The organism is Vannielia litorea (genome assembly GCF_019801175.1).
GTDB classification, from domain to species: domain Bacteria; phylum Pseudomonadota; class Alphaproteobacteria; order Rhodobacterales; family Rhodobacteraceae; genus Vannielia; species Vannielia litorea_B.
This window is the reverse complement of sequence record NZ_JAHVJR010000001.1, coordinates 2,928,366-2,950,616: the sequence shown is the minus strand read 5'-3', so window position 1 is coordinate 2,950,616 and position 22,251 is coordinate 2,928,366. Positions and strand designations below refer to the sequence as shown.

At 65.7% G+C, this 22,251-nt stretch carries 21 protein-coding genes; 6 read left to right on the top strand and 15 right to left on the bottom strand.

The window, feature by feature from the left end:
- Positions 1–2 precede the first annotated feature (2 nt).
- The 6 genes from KUV38_RS14440 to fliL all read right to left on the bottom strand — a co-directional run bounded on the left by KUV38_RS14440 (position 3) and on the right by fliL (position 5,731).
- A complete protein-coding gene (locus tag KUV38_RS14440; protein WP_222470714.1) occupies positions 3–800 on the bottom strand; it encodes a hypothetical protein in 798 nt (265 codons plus the stop codon).
- 73 nt (positions 801–873) lie between these two features.
- Complete coding sequence (locus KUV38_RS14435) at positions 874–3,282, bottom strand: hypothetical protein (RefSeq protein WP_222470713.1); 2,409 nt, start codon at positions 3,280–3,282, stop codon at positions 874–876.
- Positions 3,279–4,148, bottom strand: a complete 870-nt coding sequence (gene motA, locus KUV38_RS14430; RefSeq protein ID WP_222470712.1) for a flagellar motor stator protein MotA — start codon at positions 4,146–4,148, stop codon at positions 3,279–3,281. Before motA ends, KUV38_RS14435 begins: the two co-directional genes overlap by 4 nt.
- Positions 4,149–4,235: 87 nt before the next feature.
- The gene (locus KUV38_RS14425; RefSeq protein WP_222470711.1) at positions 4,236–4,850 is read right to left on the bottom strand and encodes a MotE family protein; all 615 of its coding nucleotides are present in this window, start codon (positions 4,848–4,850) and stop codon (positions 4,236–4,238) included.
- On the bottom strand, positions 4,850–5,218 hold the full coding sequence (locus KUV38_RS14420) for a hypothetical protein (RefSeq protein ID WP_222470710.1): 369 nt from the start codon (positions 5,216–5,218) through the stop codon (positions 4,850–4,852). Before KUV38_RS14420 ends, KUV38_RS14425 begins: the two co-directional genes overlap by 1 nt.
- A 9-nt stretch (positions 5,219–5,227) precedes the next feature.
- The gene (fliL, locus tag KUV38_RS14415) at positions 5,228–5,731 is read right to left on the bottom strand and encodes a flagellar basal body-associated protein FliL (protein WP_222470709.1); all 504 of its coding nucleotides are present in this window, start codon (positions 5,729–5,731) and stop codon (positions 5,228–5,230) included.
- Positions 5,732–5,851: 120 nt separating this feature from the next.
- On the opposite strand from fliL, the gene fliF reads away from it, so the two are divergent.
- The 4 genes from fliF to fliP are packed head-to-tail and all read left to right on the top strand — an operon-like array spanning position 5,852 to position 9,101.
- Positions 5,852–7,498, top strand: a complete 1,647-nt coding sequence (fliF, locus tag KUV38_RS14410) for a flagellar basal-body MS-ring/collar protein FliF (RefSeq protein ID WP_222470708.1) — start codon at positions 5,852–5,854, stop codon at positions 7,496–7,498.
- Complete coding sequence (locus KUV38_RS14405; RefSeq protein ID WP_222470707.1) at positions 7,495–8,088, top strand: hypothetical protein; 594 nt, start codon at positions 7,495–7,497, stop codon at positions 8,086–8,088. The genes fliF and KUV38_RS14405 overlap by 4 nt, the downstream gene beginning before the upstream one ends.
- A gap of 3 nt (positions 8,089–8,091) precedes the next feature.
- Positions 8,092–8,367, top strand: a complete 276-nt coding sequence (locus KUV38_RS14400; protein ID WP_222470706.1) for a FliM/FliN family flagellar motor switch protein — start codon at positions 8,092–8,094, stop codon at positions 8,365–8,367.
- A 5-nt stretch (positions 8,368–8,372) separates the two neighbouring features.
- Positions 8,373–9,101, top strand: coding sequence for a flagellar type III secretion system pore protein FliP (gene fliP / locus KUV38_RS14395; protein WP_222470705.1), 729 nt, complete (start codon positions 8,373–8,375; stop codon positions 9,099–9,101).
- A gap of 172 nt (positions 9,102–9,273) precedes the next feature.
- Here fliP and KUV38_RS14390 read toward each other — a convergent pair whose 3' ends face one another.
- The 6 genes from KUV38_RS14390 to KUV38_RS14365 form a co-directional block, all read right to left on the bottom strand.
- Positions 9,274–10,377 carry a flagellar basal body P-ring protein FlgI gene (locus tag KUV38_RS14390; protein ID WP_222470704.1) on the bottom strand — a complete coding sequence of 368 codons (1,104 nt, stop codon included), beginning with the start codon at positions 10,375–10,377 and terminating at the stop codon, positions 9,274–9,276.
- Positions 10,377–11,384 carry a flagellin gene (locus KUV38_RS14385; RefSeq protein WP_222470703.1) on the bottom strand — a complete coding sequence of 336 codons (1,008 nt, stop codon included), beginning with the start codon at positions 11,382–11,384 and terminating at the stop codon, positions 10,377–10,379. Before KUV38_RS14385 ends, KUV38_RS14390 begins: the two co-directional genes overlap by 1 nt.
- Before the next feature lie 13 nt (positions 11,385–11,397).
- The gene (flgK, locus tag KUV38_RS14380; RefSeq protein WP_222470702.1) at positions 11,398–12,843 is read right to left on the bottom strand and encodes a flagellar hook-associated protein FlgK; all 1,446 of its coding nucleotides are present in this window, start codon (positions 12,841–12,843) and stop codon (positions 11,398–11,400) included.
- Between the two features lie 27 nt (positions 12,844–12,870).
- Positions 12,871–14,175, bottom strand: coding sequence for a flagellar hook protein FlgE (locus KUV38_RS14375; RefSeq protein ID WP_222470701.1), 1,305 nt, complete (start codon positions 14,173–14,175; stop codon positions 12,871–12,873).
- A gap of 113 nt (positions 14,176–14,288) precedes the next feature.
- Positions 14,289–15,140: a flagellar motor protein MotB gene (locus tag KUV38_RS14370; protein WP_222470700.1), complete on the bottom strand. Its 852-nt coding sequence runs from the start codon at positions 15,138–15,140 to the stop codon at positions 14,289–14,291.
- Between the two features lie 110 nt (positions 15,141–15,250).
- Entirely contained in the window at positions 15,251–16,630 is a 1,380-nt protein-coding gene (locus KUV38_RS14365) for a phosphomannomutase (RefSeq protein ID WP_222470699.1), read from the bottom strand.
- A 158-nt stretch (positions 16,631–16,788) separates the two neighbouring features.
- On the opposite strand from KUV38_RS14365, the gene KUV38_RS14360 reads away from it, so the two are divergent.
- Complete coding sequence (locus KUV38_RS14360) at positions 16,789–17,811, top strand: aspartate-semialdehyde dehydrogenase (protein ID WP_222470698.1); 1,023 nt, start codon at positions 16,789–16,791, stop codon at positions 17,809–17,811.
- Positions 17,812–17,999: 188 nt separating this feature from the next.
- Positions 18,000–19,655, top strand: a complete 1,656-nt coding sequence (locus tag KUV38_RS14355) for a DUF4139 domain-containing protein (RefSeq protein WP_222470697.1) — start codon at positions 18,000–18,002, stop codon at positions 19,653–19,655.
- 58 nt (positions 19,656–19,713) lie between these two features.
- Here the strand turns inward: KUV38_RS14355 and KUV38_RS14350 are convergent, their stop codons facing one another.
- The 3 genes from KUV38_RS14350 to KUV38_RS14340 all read right to left on the bottom strand — a co-directional run bounded on the left by KUV38_RS14350 (position 19,714) and on the right by KUV38_RS14340 (position 22,251).
- Complete coding sequence (locus tag KUV38_RS14350) at positions 19,714–20,580, bottom strand: DMT family transporter (RefSeq protein WP_222470696.1); 867 nt, start codon at positions 20,578–20,580, stop codon at positions 19,714–19,716.
- Between the two features lie 61 nt (positions 20,581–20,641).
- Positions 20,642–21,361 carry an SDR family oxidoreductase gene (locus KUV38_RS14345; RefSeq protein WP_261385234.1) on the bottom strand — a complete coding sequence of 240 codons (720 nt, stop codon included), beginning with the start codon at positions 21,359–21,361 and terminating at the stop codon, positions 20,642–20,644.
- A complete protein-coding gene (locus tag KUV38_RS14340) occupies positions 21,358–22,251 on the bottom strand; it encodes an NAD(P)-dependent oxidoreductase (protein WP_261385233.1) in 894 nt (297 codons plus the stop codon). The genes KUV38_RS14345 and KUV38_RS14340 overlap by 4 nt, the downstream gene beginning before the upstream one ends.

The following is a 22,251-nucleotide window of genomic DNA, read 5'->3' as shown; positions in this document are numbered from 1 at the left end:
GCTCAGAACCCTTCTGCCGGGGCGAAGAGGCTGGCCCCCGGGGTTGCCGGGGCGGTGGGCACCAGCGATCCCATGACCTGCGCCGCGCCGGTGTCTTGCACGAGCGGGTAGGTGTTGAGCCGGGGCTGGTTTCCTTGCGGGCCGACAGTGGTGAGCGCCGTATCGTAGGCCTCCGCATGGAGCGAACTGCGGTTGCGGTTGAAGCTGGCCAGCCAGGTCTCGGACTCTTCAGGAGCGAGACCTTGGAGTGCGGCAGCGGCATAGACCCAGCCGCCGTGTTTGGCGTGCAGACCGAGCAAGAGAGACGCTGCAAACTCGGCGTTGATGCGGGGAGTCAGCATATCTTCGAGTGAGGCGAACTCCGGGCCGTACTTTGCATAGTCGATCTGAAAACAGCCGAGCCCAAGCGCGGGTTCGCTGGCCTTGACCTGCTGGTAGGCGTAGGCGCGGGCGTCGTCGGCGGTTTCAAACCAGACGCGCTGCCCGCCTGCGCCGATGGTCCAGGGCCAAGGCACGAGACCCTCCTCGCTCTTGCGGCCGCTGACGGTGAGCATGATCGCCCGAAGGACAGAGAGCGGCACGCCGGTCTTGGCGGAGGCCTCGCTGGCGGCGGCCTCGCAAAGCTCTGGCCGGGTGGGTTGGGCTAGCGCGGGCAGCGACAGCACGGCCAGCGCGAGAGCGGCGAGGATGATGAAGATCCGGCGCGCGCGGGGCGTACCGAGGGGCGGCGTGCGGGGGGCGGTGGACAGCCCGCGCGGAGCAACGCTGGGGCCGCCTTCTGGCGAGGAGCAGTCGGGCATCTGAGATCGCAATTCTGGCTAATCCAACATGCGGTCAGCCTAGGGCAAGCTGGTTACCATAAGGTTTCCGCCGTCAGGCCCCTGGCGGATTTTCGGCCCCTTCTCCCGCGGGGGTAGTGGAACGAGTCGCAGCCCCGGTAGCGGTGGATTTTTCTTCGAGCAGGGTCTCGATCGCGCTGCGGCGCTGTCGGATCTGTTCGAGCAGCTCTTCGGCGCCGGAGAGGCTGGGGCGTCCGGGGGCGGTGGGGGCGGTCTCAGGGCGGGTGGCCTCGGTGAAGCCGGCCTCTGTCTCGCTCCCCGATTCGCGGATCGCCTCGGCACTGCCGCTGGCCCAGGCGGCGCGGCGGGCCGCCTCTTCATCACCCGCGACGCGGCTCATGGTATGGGCGCGCTCGTGCTCACCCAGCCGAGCGAGAAGTTCCCCGCGCAACGCGTCACTCTCAGCGCCTCGCAGGCCGGCAAGGGAGGCCAGCGCCCGTTCATAGCGGCCAAGCGCGGCGAGGGCGCGAACCCGCATGAGGCGGTAGGCATCTTCGCGAGGCAGGCTCTCGGACTGGGCGAGGGCCTGCTCGGGGAAGCCGAGGGCGAGCAGCCGTTCGGCGATGGCGAAGCTTGCCTCAGGAGAGACGGTGGCGCCGAGCCCGGCATGGGCGGGGTGGAATAAGGTACGAAGGAATATTTCGTCTGCCGCGTTCTGCGCGAGCAGGAGCGCGGTGGTGGAGCGGGCTCGATCGAGCGGGTCCGGCACCGCCTCAGTGGGGAGAGCGGCAGCAGCGTCGAGCCGGTCGAAGGCTTTGCTGAAAGCCCCATCGCGGGCGTAGGCCGGTGCGAGGCCGATTAGCAGAACCCGGGCGACGTCGGTATCTCGATGCTCGAAGATCAGGGCTTCGGCGAGGTCTATCTTGTCGGGCGGCAGCGGGCGACCTTGCGCGTTGGCGAGGCGGATCAACTCGACGAGCGCCTGCGCGGCCTCGACCTTGTTGCTCTCTGCCACCTTTTCGAGAATGGCTTCAGCGGCGGTGCTGCTTGCAGGCGAGGGGGCGCCATCACCGCCGGACGCGATATCGCCTTCTTCGGCCAGCGCGGCCTGAAGCATCTGGTAGCTGGCGCCGTGTGCGCCGTCGACGCGGGCGAGAGAATCGCGCAGGGCAGCGGCCAGTTGATCGTGACCGCGGGCGAGCAGGTGCTGCGCGAGGCGCGGGACGAGGAGGCGGCGCAAGTGCAGCGGCAGGTCGGAGGCGGTGGCGGCCACATCGCGCTGGGTGCGCTCGTTCAGCGCTGCAGGCACAGGGCCAACCATCATCGCCCAGAATGATGCAGGACCGGGGCAGCCGACCTGGCCGCTCAAGGCCTGACCGGCGAGGTCTGGCGTGTCATCAAGCCCGGCGGCGAGAGCGCGGTAGAGCGGGGCGACCTCGGCCTTTGGCAGAAAGTCATCGATCACCTGCCGGGCCTCGGCACCGAAGCCGAGATAGAGGTAGACGCGGGAAAGCGCTTCGGCAGCATAGGTATCGGGTGTGTCGAACTCCTTGAGCAGTGCCATGCGGGCGGTGGCGATCATCTGATGCGGCTCTTCCGAGGGTTCGGAAATGAGGAATGCGAAGTGCTCCGGCGCGATGCAGGCGGCGCGCGTGTCTTCCGGCGGGAGCGGGGCATCTGGCGCGGCGCGGTCGACGCCTGTGATTGCGTCGACGTTCGCGCCGGGGTGATTGCTGGGGGGCATGACGGCATCAGGTTGTGCGACCTGCCCCTCGAGCCCGGCGTAGGCCGGGTTGGGTTTGACCATGCCCTGTGAGCCCGCGCGGGCCAGTTGCTTGAGCAGTTCTGCCTCGATCTCGGCGATCCGGCGCCGCTCGCGGGCCTCGGCGAAGGCATCGGTCACCGGCGGCTCCTCTCGCGCGGGAACGCTTTCGGGCGGGCTTTCGGGGGGGGCTGACTGCCTGTTAGGCAAAACAACGGGGCGATCATAGCGTTTGCGCAGCGCGCCCGCGTGCAGCGGTGGCAGGACACCGTCGGCTACTTCTGCCGTGGGCGGGTGAACGGGCTCAGGTGCTTTTTCGGGTGCAGGGTCGGGCGGGTTGAGTGGCGCATTGAAGGCGTTGCCCTCGGGAGCGGGACCATCGCGGATGTCGACGACAAGGATGTTGGAGCGGATCTGGAAGGCGTCGGCGTGGCAGTTGCAGCGGACACCGATGCTGAGCAAGCCTTCGGCTGCATCGAACTTCAGCGTGCCGATGCGCGTGCGGGGGATCAGGTCGAAAGCCTCGGTCAGATCGACAGCAATGTCGCGGCGGGCCAGCTCGAGTCCGAAGCCGCCCTCGATCCGGCCCACGCGCCATGCGCTCTCGCGCGCGAGCACGAGGGCGATGCGTGTGAAACCGTTATGCTCCCCGGAGAGAAGGCGCACGGTCTCGGCCCGCAGCGGCGCGGCGACGAAGGCCGCGACCAGCGCGACCGCATGGAGCCACAACCGAAGGGTCATGCGGCCTCCGACTTGAGGTTCTTCAGCGCTTCTTCCAACTCCGAGAAGCTGGGGCGGCTGTGACCGGGAGTATTTTGCCGCCCGACCTCGATGCAGATGTTGGTGGCGTGCTGGTGCAGGTTGGCCACCAGCACCTCGCGGATGAGCTGGTAGAAATGCGCATCTTCCTCGATCACGGCCTTCATCTTGGAGGCAAAGGGCCCGACGATGCCGTAGGCGAGAAACACGCCCAGAAAGGTGCCCACGAGCGCGCCGCCGATCAGCTTGCCGAGAATCTCCGGCGGCTGGTCGATGGAGCCCATGGTTTTGATCACGCCGAGCACGGCGGCCACGATCCCCAGTGCCGGCAGGCCGTCGGCCATCGACTGCATCGCGTGGGAGGAGTGCATGTTGTGGTGCATGTTGGCGGACATGCGCTTTTCGAGCACCTCCTCGACCTGGTTCGGGTCATCGTAGTTCATCGAGGCGGAGCGGAGCGTGTCGCAGATCAACTCGATCGCTTCACTGTCGGCAAGGATCTTGGGGTAGCGTGAGATGATCGAGCTTTCGGCCGGGTTCTCGATATGCTCCTCGAGGCCGACCGGGTTTTGCCGGGCGAGACGGACCAGCTCGAAGAGCAGGCAGAGCAGTTCTTTATAGTCGTGGTGGCCCCAATGCGGGCCTTTGAACACCTTCTTGATGTCTTTCAGGGTGTGCTTGATCGCGGCCATGTCGTTGGCGAGCACGAAGGCACCCACGGCGGCGCCGCCGATCATCGTCATCTCGAAGGGCAGGGACTTGAGGATGATTCCCATCTTGCCGCCAGCGGCGAGATAGCCGCCGAAGACCATCACGAAGATGATGATGATACCGACAATACCGATCATGTTCTGCTCGCTCTTGCTCTGCCTCGCGGGCTTTGGCCCGCGTCCGTTGTCGCATCCGGCGGTTAAGATTCTCTGAGGCCCGGGCCTTTACTCGGTTGGAACCGCGCCGTTCCGGCCGGCGAGGATGAGGGAGAGGGTATAGGCCGCCTTGGGCTCCATCCCCGCGAGCACCGCAGCGGCCCGTTCCGGCTGCATGCGGCCGAGAAACCCGGCGGCAAAGACCGGGTCCATCTCGGCAAAGAGCGCGGCGGCCTCTTTGGGCTTCATCACCTCATACATGCGCGTCAGCTTGGCGAGATCGTTCTCGGCCGCGCCATCCGCGAGCGCGAGGGTCTCTTCGAGCTGGGCTTCCGCGGCCTTCAGCGCGGCCATCTCGCGGGCGACCTCTGCCCGGGCGCGTTCCAGCGCGACGATCTCGTCAGACACCGCCAGTTCACGTGCAGAGACGGCCGCCTCACGGTCGGTGAGCGCGGCGAGAAGCGCGGCGATTTCAGGCTCGGGCTCGCATCCGGCGACGACGGGTATGGCCTCACCGCCCGCATCGCTGCCCATGCGGCTGGCGACCTCGCGGGCGAAAGCGGTGCCGCTGCCGCCGGTCAGCCGCAGCGCGGCGGAACTCAGAAGGAGGCCTGCCAGAACGGTCAGCAGCCCGCGGCCCAGCCTGCGGCGTAGCCCTGAGCGCGATTTCTTGCGCCGTGCCATCAGGCGGCCTCCTGTTCCTCGGGGCGCGCGGCCCGGCGACGGCGGGTCACCGTGGGCTTGGCACCGGGCTTCGGCTCGCTCTCCGGCAGGTCGTGCATGGAGGCGAGGAGAATCTCCAGCCGGGCGGCCGACTCCTCGGCGCGTTTTGTCATGTCGGTCAGGCGGGAGACGCTGCCGTTGGAGGCCTTGCGTGCTTCTTCCAGCGCCTTTTTCAGGTCGTCGACCTGCACCGAAAGCACGGCGACGGCGCCGCCCATGCCGCCCTCAAGATCAGTGAAACGGGAGAGCCTGCGCGACAGGATCAGGCAATAGACCCCGGCGCCGACAGCCCCGGCGACCATGAGAATATCTGCAATGAGATTGAGCATCGAACCCTCCTAGTTCACCACGAATTCGGTCACGAGAAGGTCCTTTACCCGGCCCTCCCCGGTGACGATCTGAATGCGCCGCAACATCTGCGCACGCAGACTCATGAGCGCGCTTGGGCGCTCGATTTCACCGATTTCCACGGCGCGAAGGTAGGTGTTGAGCACGTCGAGGATGCGCGGCATCAGCAAGGTCACCTCCTCCTGCCGATCCGGCTCCACCTCCAGCTCGGCGCGAAACCGGAGGTGGGCGGCGCGACCTCGCGAGCGGACCGCGATGATGATCGGATCGAGCGGCACGAAGGCCACCGGCTCGAGTGGCTCGGCCTCGGCGACCTCTTCATGCCCTTCCTCCGCAGGCTCCCCCCCGCCCAGCATGCCGGAGAAGGTGGCAAAGAACGCCCCGCCGCCGCCGCCCAGCATGAGCAGGACGCCGAGAATCAGCGGCAGCTTCGACTTTTTCTTTGGGGTGTCGTCACCGCCCTCCGTTGCGGCGGCGTCCTCGTCCTCGGCCATGGCGTCGGGTCTCCTGAACAAATCCGTTGATCCGTTCATAGACCGAATGTGGCTAACCGATTGTTAAGGCCAATGCGCGATTTAGGGAGCACAGGGCAGAAGCCCGGATGACGGCGGAGAATGCGCGTGCAGAACCTACTCGACACATGGAATGGCCTCGATGCGCGGCGGAGAATCACCGTTCTGGTCACTACGCTGGCCATGTTTGCGGCGGTTCTTGCGCTGAGCCGGGTAGCAACGGCCCCCGGGATGACGCTGCTCTATGCCGGGCTGGAGCCCTCTGCGGCGGGCGAGGTCGTGACTTCGCTCGATCAGCGCGGGGTGGCCTATGAGGTGCGCGGCGGTGCGATCTATGTGGATAGTGCCCGCCGCGATGAGCTTCGGATGACCCTTGCGGGCGAGGGGCTGCCGGCCAACGGCGGGCAAGGCTATGAAATCCTTGACGGTCTTTCGGGGTTTGGCACCACGAGCCAGATGTTCGACGCGGCTTATTGGCGAGCGAAGGAGGGCGAGCTGGCACGCACGATTCTGGCGTCGCCCAAGGTACGCGCGGCGCGGGTGCATATCTCGAACCCGGCGACCCAAGGGTTCGGCCGCAACGAATCTGCCTCGGCCTCGGTCTCCTTCACCTCGACGGGCGGGCGGGTGACACCGGCAGAGGCCAAGGCCTTCAAGTTCCTGATCGCCAGCGCAGTGGCCGGGCTGTCGCCGGAGGGTGTTTCAGTGATCGATGGCGCCACGGGGGCCGTGGTCTCTGCCGAAGACGCAATGGGCGATTCGGGCGGGGAGGAGCGGGCCGAAGCCCTGCGCCGCAACGTGCAGCGTCTGCTGGAGGCCCATGTTGGGCCCGGCAATGCGGTGGTGGAGGTTTCAGTCGAGACCGAGACGGAGCGCGAGCAGATCATCGAACGCCGGTTCGACCCGGACGGGCGGGTCGCGGTGAGTTCGGAGACCGAAGAACGCTCCAACTCCGCCAGCGGCACCAACCCTTCTGCGGTGACAGTCGCCTCCAATCTTCCGGATGGAGAGGCAGGCGCGGGGGGCGGTGAAAGCCAGAGCCAAGAGACCGAAACCCGCGAGCGGACGAACTTTGAAGTCTCTGAAACGCAAAGGGAACTGCTGCGGACCCCCGGGGCAGTCAAGCGCCTAACCGTGGCCGTTCTGGTCGATGGGTTGCGCGCGGCGGATGCTAACGGCGATCCGACCTGGACGGCTCGCAGCGACGAGCAGCTTGGTGCCCTGCGCGAACTGGTGGCCAGCGCCGTTGGCTACAACGAGGATCGGGGTGACCAGATCACCATTAAGTCGCTCGAATTCCTGCCGGTGGAAGAGATCGGCACGGCGGCGGGCGGCTCGCTACTCGACAGCCTCAACATCATGACCCTGATTCAATTGGCGATTCTGGCGGTGGTGGTGCTGGGTCTCGGCCTCTTCGTGCTGAAGCCGGCGCTCAGTGCCCGCGCGTTGCCCGCGCCCGAGGCCCCGGTGGCCGCCCTGCCGCCCGGCGCACCCTCAGAGAGCGGCGAGGCCGGGCTGGATGACTTTCCGATGCCGGACGCCCTCACAGGTGAGATTGATGATAGCGGAATCGAGCTACCTGATCTTGCCGTGGTCAATGATTTCGACGTGGCCGGAGTGCCCGGGTTCGATGGGGCCGACAGTGATGACCCGGTGGCCCGGCTGCGCAGCATGATCGAAGAGCGCCAAGACGAGACCATCGAAATTCTCAAAAGTTGGATGGAAGATGACGAGGAGGTGAAAGCGTGAGCGGGGGAGGGATCACGCTTGAGGAGTTCAGCGGCCCGGCGCGCAAATCGCGCCGCGCCGACGCGGGAGACAGTGCGCTCGCCGAAGCCCAGCTCGCCGCCTTCGACAAGGGCTACCGCGAGGGATGGGACGATGCCGCCAAAGCCCACGCGGAAGAGCAGAAGGCCATCGGCGCCGACCTCGCCCGAGCGCTCGACGACATGAGTTTCACCTACCACGAGGCGCGCCGCGCCATGTTGGGTGAAATGCGCGAGCTGGTGACCGGGATCGTCTCTAAGGTGCTTCCCGAAACCCTGACCGGAAGCTTGGGGCTCATGATCCTTGAGCGGATTGAAGCCGCAGTGAAGTCACGCAGCGAGGTTTCGGTCGAGATCACTGTGGCGCCGGGCAACATGGCCCGAGTGGAGCCGCTCCTTCAGGCGGAGGCGACCATCCCAGTGCGGCTGGCCGAAGAGCCGAGCCTCGGGCCGGGGCAAGCGGCACTGCGCTTCGCCAGTTCCGAAGAAATCATCGACTTGGACGCCGTTCTGGCTGGCATCGCCGAGGTCGTGGACGGGTTTTTTGAGGGTCAGGCGACCCGGGAAGGATGAGACATGAGCGAGGAAATTCACGCCAGGGGCAACCCGTTTACGCAGGTGCCGGTGGAGATCACGGTGGCGGTCGGCAAGGCGCGGCCACGGGTCTCGGAGCTGCTGAAGCTGGGGCCGGATGCGGTGCTGCCGCTCGACCGCCGGGTCGAAGACCCTGTGGAGCTCTACGTGGGCGACAAGCTTATCGCGCGGGGCGAGTTGACGGAGGCGGAAGATGGCCAGCCGGGCCAGCTCGCGGTGCGGCTCACCGAGGTCGCGGATCTCAAGGGCGGTCTCTGACCGTCATGTGGCGCAGTCTTGGAGTTGCTCTAGCAGTGCTGCTGAGCGCTGCCCCATTGGCGGCGCAAGATATCTCGGTGAATCTCGGTGACGGGTCGGGGGCACTGACCAACCAAACCATCGGCCTCTTCGCGCTGATCACCATACTCAGCCTCGTGCCAGGGATCGCGGTAATGATCACCTGCTTTCCCTTTATCGTCACGGTGCTCTCTATCTTGAGGCAGGCGATCGGGCTTCAGCAATCGCCGCCAAACATGCTGATCGTCTCGCTGGCGCTTTTCCTTACTTATTTCATCATGGACCCTGTGCTTCAGGAAGCGTGGGCCAGCGGGGTCAAGCCGCTGCTCGATGAGCAGATCGCGGCGGCGGAGGCCTTTGACCGAACGCTTGCACCTTTCAGGGGGTTTATGGCGGCCCGGGTCGATGCAGAGACTTTCGGCATACTTGCCGACTTGCGCGAGGGTGTTGCAGCCACGACCCCGCCGGGGGAGGCCCCGCTCTCGCTTCTGGTGCCGTCTTTCCTGCTGAGCGAGGTGGAACGGGCATTTCAAATCGGGTTCCTGATCTTCCTGCCCTTCCTTATCATCGACCTGGTCGTGGCGGCGGTGCTGATGTCGATGGGGATGATGATGGTGCCGCCTGCGATCGTGTCTTTGCCGTTCAAACTCGCCTTCTTCGTGGTGGCCGACGGATGGGCGCTGATCTCAGGAGCGTTGGTGCGAAGCTACTTTTGAGTGCTCTGCGGGTTCCAGCGCTCACCTTCTGTTCTACTTGTTCCATCACTCTGCTGAAGTTGCGCCCACGCTCTGAAGCATCTGCGATGCGCGTGCGCTCGCCATGTCTCGGCTGAGCAAGCGATTTACTTGTCAGGGGGCGGCCTTTAGTCGGGCGCTAAAGCATGCGGACCTAGCGGACGATGAAGTCCGCGTGGAGGGCGCCGGCGGCCTTGATGCTCTTCAGGATGTCGATCATGTCGCGGGGGGAGACGCCGAGGGCGTTGAGGCCGGCGACGACTTCCGAGAGGGAAGTGCCCTCGGCGACCTCGGCAAGGCCGATGCCGGGCTCTTCATTGATTTCGGCGGTGGTGTTGGGCAGCACTACGGTCTCGCCGGGGGCGAAGGGGTTGGGCTGCACGGCGATAGGCTTTTCTTCAATGCGGATCGTGAGATTGCCCTGGCTTACGGCCACACGGCTTATCCGCACGTCCTCGCCCATGACGATGGTACCGGAACGCTGATCGACCACGACCATGGCGCGGCGCTGGGGCTCGACCGCGATGTTTTCGATCCGGCTGACCATATGGGCCGGGGAGCGGGTGCCGCTGCCGGAGAGGTTGATCTGGACTGTGCCGGCATCAAGCATGCGGGCAACGGGTGCGCCTAGAGTGCCGTTGATTGCACTCTCGATCCGGCTGGCGGTGGTGAAATCTTGTGTGCGCAGGGCCAGGCGCATGGTGCGCAATTGGGTGAAATCGAAGGGCACCTCGCGCTCTACGCGGGCACCTGAGGGCACGGTGCCCGCGGTTGGAACGCCCTGCGTTACGGTTGCGCCTTCGCCTTCGGCGGTTGCGCCGCCGGCGATGATCGTGCCCTGCGCGACGGCGTAGATCTGACCGTCGGCGGCGGTGAGGGGGGTCATCACGAGGGTGCCGCCGAGCAGGCTCTTGGCGTCGCCGATGGCGGAAACCGTCACGTCGATCTGGCTCCCGGCGCGGGCGAAGGGGGGCAGGGTGGCGGTGACGAAGACGGCGGCCACGTTCTTGGGGCGGAATTGCTCGCCGGTGACGTTGACGCCAAGCCGCTCCAGTATGTTCTGCATGATCTCCTCGGTGAAGGGCGCATTGCGCAGGCCGTCGCCAGAGCCGTTGAGGCCGACGACGAGGCCGTAGCCGACGAGGTCGTTGCCGCGGACCCCGTCGAACTCGACGAGATCCTTGATCCGGACAGGTGTGGCATGGGCCGCGCTGAGGGTGGTCAGCGCGAAGAGGCAGGCAAGAAAGAGACGAAGCATCAGAGGTAATTCACCAGGCTTAGGGACTGCATTCTGGCAGTCATCGCGTAGATGGTTTCGAGTTGTAGCTGCACCTGTTGCAGCCGCGAGGCGGTTTCATAGGGATCGACTTCGACCAGCTCGGCGCGGGTCATCTTGAGGGCGGAAGTTTCGGCAGCGCGGGCGGTATCGGCTTCGCCGATCAGCTCCTCGACGGTGCCGAGGCGGGCTTGCAGCTGGGTGAGGCCGGATTCGCCCTCGGTCAGGATCTCGCCGGCGCGCTGGAGCAGGTCTGCGCGGGCGTCGGTATCACCAGCGAGGGCGCCATCGGCGATAAGGCCTGCGAGGGCGATGCCCATGAGCGTGGCGCGCAGCTCGGGGTCGAGGGCGGTAAAACCGAGGTTGGCAGAGACCTCCTGTCCGATATCGACAGGGGCCAGCGGGGTGGCGGAACCGAGATAGACGGTGGTCTCGAAACCGCCGCCGGGGTCGAACCAGGTGTCGACTGCGGCCATGAGCGTGGCGACGTCGGTGGCCCCAGCGGTGGCGGAGCTGAGGCCTGCCATCAGGGTGGCGGCATCTGCGACGGCGGGGCCGCTGACATCCTGCCCGGCGAAGACGCTGCGACCGCCGAACTCGGTGTTCAGTGCCGAGAGAATGGGCTGGAGCTTGGAGGCGGCATCGGCGGCAGCGGTGCCGATCAGCTCAGGTTGCGCGGCCTGACTCGCGTTGAGCAGGTTGGAGGCGCTGTCGGAACCGAAGGTGGAGATCGTCTGGTAGGCGTGCTGCATCACCGAGGCGAAGCTCGCGGCCTCGGTGCTGGCGGTCTGGAAGGCGGCATTGCGTGCCAGTGTCATCTCGATGCTGGTGATCGGGGCGAAGTCGCCGCCGACGGCCTCGGCGATGCTGGACTTGCGACCCGAGGACATCTCTTGCGTGAGGCGGGCAAGCTCCGACTTCATGTCGTGGTTGGAGCGGTTCATCGAGTGGAGGCGGGCGAGATCGCCGAAGCCGAGTTGTTTCAACATCCTGTCAGCCCCTTCAGATGGCCATGATCCGCTGGATCAGCTCGTCGATGGTTTGGATCACCTTGGCGTTGGCGGCGTAAGCCTGTTCGACGACGAGGAGTTGTTGCAACTCGCGATCGGTATCGACGCCGCCGGCAAGTTCGGTGCTGAGCAGCGTGTCGTAGCGGGCGTATTGGTAGCTGAGTTCAACCTCGCCGCTTTCGCGCTCGGCGGCGAGACCGGAGAGGAAGTCGGCGGCATGGCCTGAGGCGGAGCGGGACAGGCCGGTGGCGGCGGTGGAGGCGGAGCTGCGGCTCTCGTTCAACCGGTCGGTGAGTGACTGGAGCAGGGCGGCGTTGCCGACCGGACCGGAGGCGGCGGCACCGAGACCGTCGCGCAGGCGCCAGCTGTCGCCGCCGCGATCCGGGTCGGCGAGGATGTTGAACTCCAGCCGGGCGGAAAGCCCCTCCTCATCGGTGGCGACAAAGGCGGCGCCGCCATCGGTGAAGAGCCCGGCGTCTCCGGTGCCGAGCGTGGTGTCGAGCGCCGGGTCCTGAAACCGCTCGACGAGATCGCGGGCCATCATGTCGAGGCTGGCTTGGGCTGCCACCGCGATCTCGTCGCGCTGGGCGAAGAGGGCGTGGAGGCTGCCGCCGGCGAAGGGGGCATTCTTGCCATCGGTGCGGACGGGGTTGCCGTTGAGGGTAAGGCCGGAGAGCGCGCCTGAGCCGAGGGTCATGTCGGGAGTGATCATGTTGACGGAGGAGAAGCCGATTGTGGCCGCGGTCCCCTCCAGCAGGATGCCGCCGGTGGGGGTGAAGAGGGCGACCTTGCCGCCTTCGCGCTGGACCTGCCGGATGGGAACGATCTCGGCGATGCTGTCGATCAGCACTTGGCGCTGGTCATGCAGGGCGGCGGCGTCCTGACCGCTGGAGTTGGAGTTGAAGATCAGGGCGTTCAGCTCGGCCACCTGCTCGAGCGCGCTGTTCAGCTTTGTGACCTCGCGGCTGATCTGCTGGTCGGCCTCGAGCCGGAGATCCTGAATGCCATCGGAGATGCTCTCGAACTTGGCGGCGAGGTTGACGCCAGCGCGCGCGGCGCTGTCGAGCCGGGCGGGCACATCGGGGCGGCTGGCAGCCTCGATCAGTGCGCCCTCGAAGCGCGCGTAGGCGCTGGTGAGGGCGTTGATATCATCGGGCGCACCGAGCAGGGCCTCGATGCGGGTGAGCGCATCGGACCGGGTTTGGGCCTCGCCGGCGGCGGCCTGGGCCAGCCGCCGGTCGCCGATGACGCGCTCGTTCACGACCCTTTCGATGGCGCCGAGCTGCACCCCGCCAAGGGGGCGCACCGAGAGGCTCACGCTGCGGCGCCCGTAGCCCTCGGTGAGGGCGTTGGCGATGTTGGAGCTGATCACGTCGGTCTGGCGCTTGGTGGCGTTCAGCCCCGACAGCGCGGCCGACATGGAGGCGGAGAGGGTCATGGGGAGACTCCCGGGTTAGAGCTGGGGTCAGCGCTTGATGTTGGTGGTTTCCTGCAACATTTCGTCCACCGTCTGGATGACCTTGGCGTTGGAGGAATAGGCGCGCTGGGTCTGGATCAGGGCGGTGAGCTCGCCTGCCACATCTGTGGCGCTCTCTTCGAGCGCGTAGCTCAGGATATCGCCGGTCGGCCCGTCTGCTGCATCCCAGAGGAAGAAGGAGCCGGAGGCGTTGGAGGTTTGGTAGGTCTGGTTATCCAGCGCGAGCAGCCCGTTGGGGTTGGGCAGGTCGACCAGAGGGATCTGGTAGATCGTGCGGGTGATGCCGATGTCGAAAGCTGCCGAGAGGAAGCCGTTGGCATCGACCTCGACCGAGACCATGTTGCCCACCGGTGAGCCATCCTTGCTGATCGAGGTGGGTGCGAAGCTGTCTGAGAGCTGGGTCATGAGGTTGCCGGATCCGATGGCGCCGATGTTGATGTCGATCGGGCCGCCGTCGACGGTGACGGTGAAGATGCCTGTCACCCCATCATAAGCGCCGCCCGCGCCGGTGAGGGTGACGGCGTCAATCGTGCCGCCGGAGCCGCGGGTATCATCGAAGACCAGCTCGTACTCGCCCACCACGGCGCCGCCCGAGGCGGAATCGGTGATCACCATATCCCAAGTGTTGGAGGAACCGGTGGCCGGGATCTGGGGGGTGAAGGTGATGGACAGGGACTCGGAGGTGCCGAGGTTGTCGTAATATTCGATCGACAGGTCGAGCGGGTCGCCGGAAGCGTCGAAGTCGGTTTCGGTTGCGGGCAGGTTCATGCCGAGTTGCATGTTCTCGGTCGGCTCGCCAGCGAATTGGTTCACGTTGATCTGGATCGGCTCGAGCCCGTCGGCGGTGTCGCGCGCGAAGTTGGGGATGGAGCCATCGGAATCGGCTGGCCAACCCATGAGCACGAGGCCTGACTCGGTCACCAGATAGCCATCGGCGTTGGTGCGGAAGCTGCCGGTGGTGGCAAGATACATCGGGCGGTCGCCGGTGAGGTTGTTTAGCGAGCTTTCGGTTGTGACGGGCAGAAAGCCGCGGCCGCGCACGGCGAGGTCGGTTGGGTTTTCGGTCGAGAGCAGAGCGCCGGGCTGGTCGATGAAGCGGGTGGTCGTGACCCGCACGCCGCCGGCGGAATAGGTGCCGCGCCCTGAGGTGATGACCATGGCGTGAAAGTCGGCCACGGCGCGCTTGTAGCCGTTGGTCGCGCTATTGGCGATGTTGTCGGAGATCGTGGCCAGGCGGCTGGCGTTGGCCGCGAGGCCTGCCACGCCCGCGTTGAGCGAGGAAGAAATCGTCATGTGAAGCGCCTTTCTGCTGCTTGGAGCTTTGCTTGAGAGGCACTATGCGCGGGCGTCCTTAAGGGAGGGCTAACAGATAAAATGCCATCGGTTTTGCCGCTCTTTCGCCGCAATCAGATGTCGGTGCGCAGGAGGATGAACTCCAGCCGGTTGTTGCGGATCGACATGGGGTTGCCCTCCATCGGCTTGCGGTCGGCAAAGCCGGAGGTGCGCTGCATACGGGCGCCGTCGAGGCCGGAGGATACCAGAAGCTCGCGGCCCACGGCGGCGCGATCTGCCGAAAGCTGCCAGACGGGGTTGTTGGCCCGGACGACCGGCTCAGAGGCGGTGTGGCCGTTGACGGCGACAGGGTTGGCGGCGAGGTCGAAGACACGGGCCAGCATGCCGGCGATCTCACGCATGATGCGGGTGGGCTCATCGGTGCCGGGCTGGAACAGCGGCACGCCTTCGATGTCGAAGACCTCAACGATCAGCCCCTCGTCGGTGACCTTGGTGACGATGTGGCGGAGCGCCTCGTTGGCGGTCATGCTCTCGCCGGACATGGCCATAAGCGCCTGTTCGACATCTTCGAGATCGACCGATTGGGTGAGGGATTCCTCGTTGGACGCGCCCGCGTGCTCGCCCTGTTCGCCTGCGGCAAGCTGGGCGTCTGCCGGGTTTTCTGCCGTGGCGCCGGTGCCGCTTTGGGGCAGGGTCTCTTCGGTGAAGACACTGTCACCGCCGAAGGCTCCCTCGCCGCCGCCGGAGACGCGGGAGAGCGGGACATTGGGGTTAAAATAGTCGGCGATGCCTTTGCGCTGCTTCTCGGTGGTGGCGTTCAGGAGCCACATCAGCATGAAGAAGGCCATCATCGCGGTCACGAAGTCGGCGTAGGCGACCTTCCATGCGCCGCCGTGGTGACCATCGCCCGCAATGATCTTTTTCTTCTTGATGATGATCGGTCGAACATCGTTCGCGGCAGACATAGCTCGCCCCTCGCTTTTACACCTGTCTTCACCCGGAGACGGGTTTAGCAGAGGGGCGTGAAGCGGGGCTTAACAGGTAAAATGCGAGGCGTATCGGGCGGCGTGCCGGTTCAGGCAGGCGCGCCGGTATCGCGGATGAGCTGCGAGATTTCGGCCACTTTCTCGTCGAGCAGCGCACGGTCGCCGCGGGTTTCGACGTTGAGGCGCAGCACCGGTTCGGTGTTGGAGCTGCGCAGGTTGACCCGCCATTGGGGGAACTCGAGGCTGAGGCCATCGAGGCGGCTGGTGTCGGTGGCGTCGGCGGCATAGGTCGTTTCGAAAGCCTGCTTGGCGGCCTCAGGGTCGCCGAGGCGAAAGTTGATCTCGCCGGAGGAGGGGTAGGCCGCGCGCATCTGCGCCACCATCTCGGAGAGCGGTTTGCCTTCGGAGGCCATCAGGGCAGCAATCATCAACCAGGGGATCATGCCGCTGTCGCAATAGAAGAACTCGCGGAAGTAATGGTGGGCCGAGATCTCGCCGCCGTAGATGCCATCTTCGCTGCGCATCAGGCGCTTGATGAGCGAGTGGCCGGAGGGCGAGGGCACGGCCACGCCGCCCGCCTCGGCGATCACCTCGCGGGCATTGAAGGCGACGCGGGTATCATGGACGATCTTGGCACCGGGATGCGCGGCGAGAAAGCTCTTGGCGAGGAGGGCCACGACGAACTCACCCTCGACGAAGCTGCCGGTTTCATCGCAGAGGAAGCAGCGGTCGAAGTCGCCATCCCATGCCACGCCCATCGCCGCGCCGGTGGATTTGACCTGGTCGGCGGTGGCGGGCTGGTTCTCGGGAAGGAGCGGGTTTGGGATGCCGTTGGGAAAGGTCGCATCAGGCTCGTGGTGCATGCGCTCGAAGGCGAGCGGTGCGCCTGCGGCCTCGAGCTTGGCGGCGATGGCATCAAAGGAAGGGCCGGCGACGCCGTTGCCGGCATTCACGAGGATCTTAATCGGTTTGAGCGCGGACACATCCACGAAGGAAACGATCTTGTCGGCATAGGCATCGCGGGTGTCGGCCTCGGAGCGGGTGCCGGGGGTGGCGGCATCAGGCAGGTCGGAGCCGCCGCAAAGCTCCTTGAGGCGCTCCATCTCGTCATCGGCGGAGAGCGGGCGGGAGCCTTCGGCCACCATCTTGATGCCGTTGTAATCAATCGGGTTGTGCGAGGCGGTCACCATCAGGCCGCCATCTGCGCCGAGGTGGGAAGTGGCGAAATAGACCTCTTCGGTGCCGACGAGGCCGATGTCGATCACATCGACGCCGCCTGCGATGAGGCCTTGGGTCAGCGCCTCGGTGATCTCGGGGGAGGAGGGGCGGATATCACGCCCGATGACGGCCGTCTTGCAGCCCAGCACCTCGGCAAAGGCGCGGCCGATCTTGCGGGCGAGCGCGCTATCGAGGTTCACGCCGATCTGGCCGCGGATGTCATAGGCCTTGAATGCGGAAAGGTCGGTCATGGGGGCTCCGGGTGCTGGTACGGTCATGCTGCAACTGCGAATGGATCGTAGGCAGCCCGCGCGAATTGGCAACCCCGGCGGCGCAATCACGGCTTTGCCCTTTAAACACACCCATAAACCCTATATGGCCCCGCAACGTGTAAACAAAGGAGACCCTGATGGGCTATCGCGTCGTCGTCGCCGGCGCCACGGGCAATGTGGGCCGCGAAATGCTGAATATCCTGGCCGAGCGCCAGTTCCCTGTTGATGAGATCGTTGCGCTGGCATCGCGCAAATCTCTCGGCACAGAAGTTTCGTTTGGCGACAAGACCCTCAAGACCAAGGATCTCGATACCTTCGACTTCACCGGATGGGATATCGCGCTCTTCGCCATCGGCTCGGATGCGACGAAGACCTATGCGCCCAAGGCCACCAAGGCGGGCTGCCTCGTTATCGACAACTCGTCGCTCTACCGCTACGACCCGGATATCCCGCTGATCGTGCCGGAGGTGAATGCCGATGCGATCGAGGGCTATGCCAAGAAGATGATCATCGCCAACCCCAACTGCTCCACGGCGCAGATGGTGGTGGCGCTCAAGCCGCTGCATGACCGGGCCAAGATCAAGCGCGTGGTGGTGAGCACCTACCAGTCGGTTTCCGGCGCGGGCAAAGGCGGCATGGACGAGCTTTGGGACCAGACCAAGGGCATGTATGTGCCGGGTCAGGAGAAGGAGCCTGCGCAGTTTCAGAAGCAGATCGCCTTTAACGTGATCCCGCAGATCGACGTGTTCATGGAAGACGGCTCCACCAAGGAAGAGTGGAAGATGGTCGTCGAGACCAAGAAGATCATCGACCCCTCGATCAAGGTCACGGCGACCTGCGTGCGGGTGCCGGTGTTCGTGGGTCACTCCGAGGCGGTGAACATCGAGACCGAGGAATTCCTCGATGAGGACGAGGCGCGCGACATCCTGCGCGAAGCGCCCGGCATCCTTGTGGTCGATAAGCGCGAGCCGGGCGGCTACACCACGCCGGTTGAATGCGTGGGCGACTTTGCCACCTTCATCAGCCGCATCCGGCAGGACAGCACCATCGAAAACGGGCTGAACTTCTGGTGCGTGAGCGACAACCTGCGCAAGGGCGCGGCGTTGAACGCGGTGCAGATCGCCGAGCTTTATGGCCAGCGGATCCTGAAAAAAGGCTGAAAATGGTGCGCTTTGATGGCGCACCCAATGAACGCCGAAAATTTTTGAGGGCCGGTCCAAGGATCGGCCCTTTGCTTGCGTCTTACCTTTTGAACGGCGCCGAGGAGCGCCGGGAAACGCAGCTTGCTTTCGGACAGAGGCAGGAGGATGCTCCGCGCCGAAGGCATTTTGACATGAGGTATTGACCGATGAAGACCCTCCTTTGGGCGACCGCCCTCACCACCCTGCCCGTTGCCGCGCTGGCTGCCGATTTTCAGGCCGTTGCCCCGGTGACGGCTGCGACCGTTTACCCGCAGGGTGCCACCGTGACCCGCACGGTGACGGCGCAGGTGCCGGCGGGGGCGCACCGCATTCTGTTTCCGGTGCGCCGAGGGATGCAGGACTACGGGCCGCCGCGGATCTTGCCGTCGGGCGGTGTGGCGCTGGGGGCGACCCAGCTTTTGACCGGCTACGTGACCGACGCGGAAACGATTTATTCCCCGGCTCAGCAGGCAACGCTCGAGCGGGTCGAGAGCCTTGAGGACAGCATCACCGCCAAGGCCGATGAGATCGCCCGCGCACAGGTGGCGCGGGATGGGGCGAACGCGCGGCTCGAATTTTTGGCCTCGGTGAAGGGCGGGGCGCTTGATGCGATCGACCCCGAGGCGCTGCGCGCGGCCGCCGGGCTGATCGGCACCGAAACGGCGGCCGCCCAGCTGGAGAAACAGCAGACCGAGGAGGCCCTGCGCGACCTTTCCGAGGAAATGACCAAGCTGAAAACCCAGCTTGCACAGGCGAAGGCCGACATGGCCCGCCTGACCCCGCCGGAGGGGCCGGTGGACATGATGGCGGTGTCGCTGGAGCTGGACGCGCCGCAGGAGGTGGTGCTGGAGGTGGTCTATCTCGACGGGGCCGCCGCGTGGCGCCCGGATTACGATCTGCGGCTGACCCGCGGCGAAAACGCCTCGGTCGCGATCGACCGGAAGGCGGTGGTGCAGCAATACACCGGGGAACTGTGGGACGGGATCACGCTGGAGCTTTCGACCGCCGATCCGTTTGCGGGCATCGTGCCCAGCGAGCCGCACCCGAACCAGGCGCAGATCGGGCAGGGTGCTTACAAGAGCCGTGTCTCTGGCAGTGCCTCCTACGACACCGCCCGTGCTGCCGCAGAGCCGGAGGTGATGGAAGAGGCGATGGTGGAGCCGGTCGCCCCGATTGCCGCCGGGCTGAAGGTGGAGGGGCTTGCTGTGAGCTACGACTACCCGCGCAAGGTGACGCTCTCGCCCGACGCGGGCGAGGGGCTGCAACTGGCGCTGGATACGGTGACGCTGGAAGCGGACGAGAAGATCATCGCCGCCCCGCGAACCGACAGCACCGCCTTCCTGCTGGCCGAGCTGCGCAACTCGCTGGCTGAGCCGATCCTGCCCGGTCAGGCCTCGGTCTACCGTGACGGCGTGTTCGTGGGCCGCAACTCGGTTCCGCTGATCCCGGCGGGCGCGAAAGAGGAGCTTTCGTTTGGCCCGCTGGAGGCGGTGCGGCTGGAGTGGAAGTTGCTGAACAACGACACTGGCGACAAGGGCATCGTGACGCGCTCCAACACCCGCGAGCAGGCGATGGAGTTCACGGTGGAGAACCTCAGCGGCGAGCCGGTGGAGCTGACAGCGCTGTATGCGCTGCCCTATTCGGAGCAGGAAGACCTGGAGCTGGACATCCGCGTGCGCCCCGCCCCCACCCGCGAGGACTGGGAGAAGAAGCGCGGTGTGGGTGAATGGGACATGGAGCTTGCGCCGGGTGAGAAGAAGCTGGTGCGGATCGACGTGACGCTGGACTGGCCCACGGGGTCGGAGCTGATCTGGTATCCGTGAGGCCGGTTGACTAACGAGGAGAGGGCCGGAGCGTGGTGCGCTCCGGCCCTTTGCTGTTTCAGTACTTGGGGTGAGCCGCGTTCATCAGTTGCCGCCGCCGCACGGCCCGCTCGCGCTGCCAGATGTAGAGGCCCGAGCCGATGATGATCAGCCCGCCAGCCAGCGTCCACACCGTTGGCCATGTGTCGAACACGAGGATGCCCGAGACCGCGGCGAGAAAGATCTGGCTGTAGACCATAGGTGCGAGGATCGAGGCATCGGCCCAGCGGTGGGCGGTGGTTGCCAGGATATGGCCGAACATGCCGAAGAAGCCGATGGCGAAGAGGACCACCCATTGGGTTGTGCTTTCAGGCGCGGTCCATGCGACGAAGGCGAAGGGCGCCAGCACGAGGGAGGCCAGCCCGGCGGACCAGACCTGCTGGGTGGCGTTGGTCTCGACACCCGCGAGCATCCGGGTCATCACGAAGTAGAGCGAGGCCATGATGAGCGCGGCGAGTGAGAAGAACATCGCCGGGTGCCATTCGGCTCCCCAGGGTTGGATCACCACAAGCACGCCCAAGAAGCCGGTGGCCACGGCGAGGAAGCGGCGCAGGCCGACTGTCTCGCCCAGTAGCGGGATGGCGAGGAGCGTGACCACGATGGGGCCGGCGAACATGATCGTCGTGGTCACGGTGATCGGCAAGTATTTGAGCGCGAAGAAGTTGAGCACCGTAGAGCCGAAGAGGAAGCAGCTGCGCAGGAACTGCTTGAGCGGCGCACGCGAGCGGAAGCAGCCGAGCCCCTCCTGCGGGATGTAGACCACGCAGGCATAGACGAAGTGGCCGAAATAGCGGGCGAAGACCACCATCAGCACCGGCAGGCCAGAGAGGGTGAGCCACTTGGCCGAGGTGTCGATGCAGATGAAGAAGCAGACGGCGAGCAGCATGGTGACCACCCCCGCTGCCGTGCGGTCTTCTCTTGGTAACGGATCGCTCAAGGAGTTTGCCTCAGTTCGACATGCCGCCGTCGATGGCGATGCACTGCCCTGTCATGTAGCGACTTTCATCGCTGGCGAGGTAGAGTGCAAGGTCTGCGATCTCCTGCGGCAGCCCAATGCGGCCCATCGGCTGGCGAGCGACGAAGGCCTTCATCGCGGCCTCGTAGTCGCCGGTGGCGCGGAGGCGTTCGTGCAGGGAGGGGCTGTCGACCGTGCCGGGGCAGATGGCGTTGCAGCGGATGCCATCGGTGATGCAATCGGCGGCGACCGACTTGGTAAGGCCCAGAACGGCGGCCTTGGAGGTGCCGTAGACGAAGCGGTTGGGCACGCCCATGATCGAGGAGGCCACGGAGGCGATGTTCACGATCGCGCCGCCGCCCTTGCCGCGCAGGATGGGCAGCATGGCCTGAATGGCGTGCATCTGCGAGCGGACGTTGAGGTTGATGGCAAAGTCGAGGTCGGCGTCGGTGGCTTGTTCGATGGTGCCCGCGTGGACGACCCCGGCGCAGTTGACCAGCACATCCGGCGTGGCAGCCTGGATGGCGGAGGTGAGGGCGGCGCGGTCGAGCACGTCGAGCGCGAAGGCCTCGCCAGGAAGGCCGGTGAGCAGGTCGGCGTTGAGGTCGGTCGCCACCACATCGGCGCCTTGGGCGGCGAAGGTTTCGGCAATCGCCCGGCCGATGCCCTGACCGGCGGCGGTGATGAAGGCTTTCTTGCCCTGTAGTCTCATTTGGGGTCCTTTCCGAGGTTCTTGCCCATCCAGTCGACGAGTTCGGGCACCATGATCTCGCCATCGCCGGAGGATTTGGCCTCTTGCAGCGTGGCATCGGCGGCGGTGGACATGCGCGAGTGCAACCCGAGGTCGGTGGCCATCTGGCGGTAGTAGCCCACGTCCTTGGCGCCGTTGTCGACGGAGAAGGCGAGGTCGATCTGGCCCTTCATCGCGTAGTTCTTGATGAAGTCCATCATGCCGGAGTGGTTGGGACCGGCGGCCATGACATCGTAGAGCGCGCTGCGCTCGATGCCCGCCGCGTCGGCCATGGCAAAGGCCTCTGACATGGCGGAAGCGGTTGTCATGGCAAAGAAGTTGTTGATCAGCTTGATGGTGTGGCCGTTGCCGGATTTGCCGAGGTGGAAGACGTTTTCACCCAGCGTGTCGAGCACGGGTTTGACCTTTTTGTAGGCCGCCTCGTCGCCCGCGCACATGATGTTGAGCAGGCCCTTTTCGGCGTGGGCCGGGGTGCGGCCGAGGGGGGCGTCGAGATAGGCCGCGCCCTTGGCGGCGAGGTCGGCGGCGATCTTTTGGGTGGAGGCGGGCAGGGAGGTGCCGAAGTCGATGACCACCTGGCCGGGTTTGGCCCCGGCGAGCACACCATCCTCGCCATAGACGCGGCCTTCGACATGCTCGGAGGTGCCCATGCAGAGCATCACGATGTCGGCGGCCTCGGTCAGCTCGCGGGCGGTGACGGCCTCGGTCGCGCCCCGTGCGATGGCTTCCTCGATGCCGGTGCGGTCGCGGTTGCCGAGGGCGATGACCGGGTGACCTGCCTGCTGAAGGCAGCCGACCATTGCGCGGCCCATGAGGCCGAGACCGATGAAACCGATGGTTTCCTTGCTCAT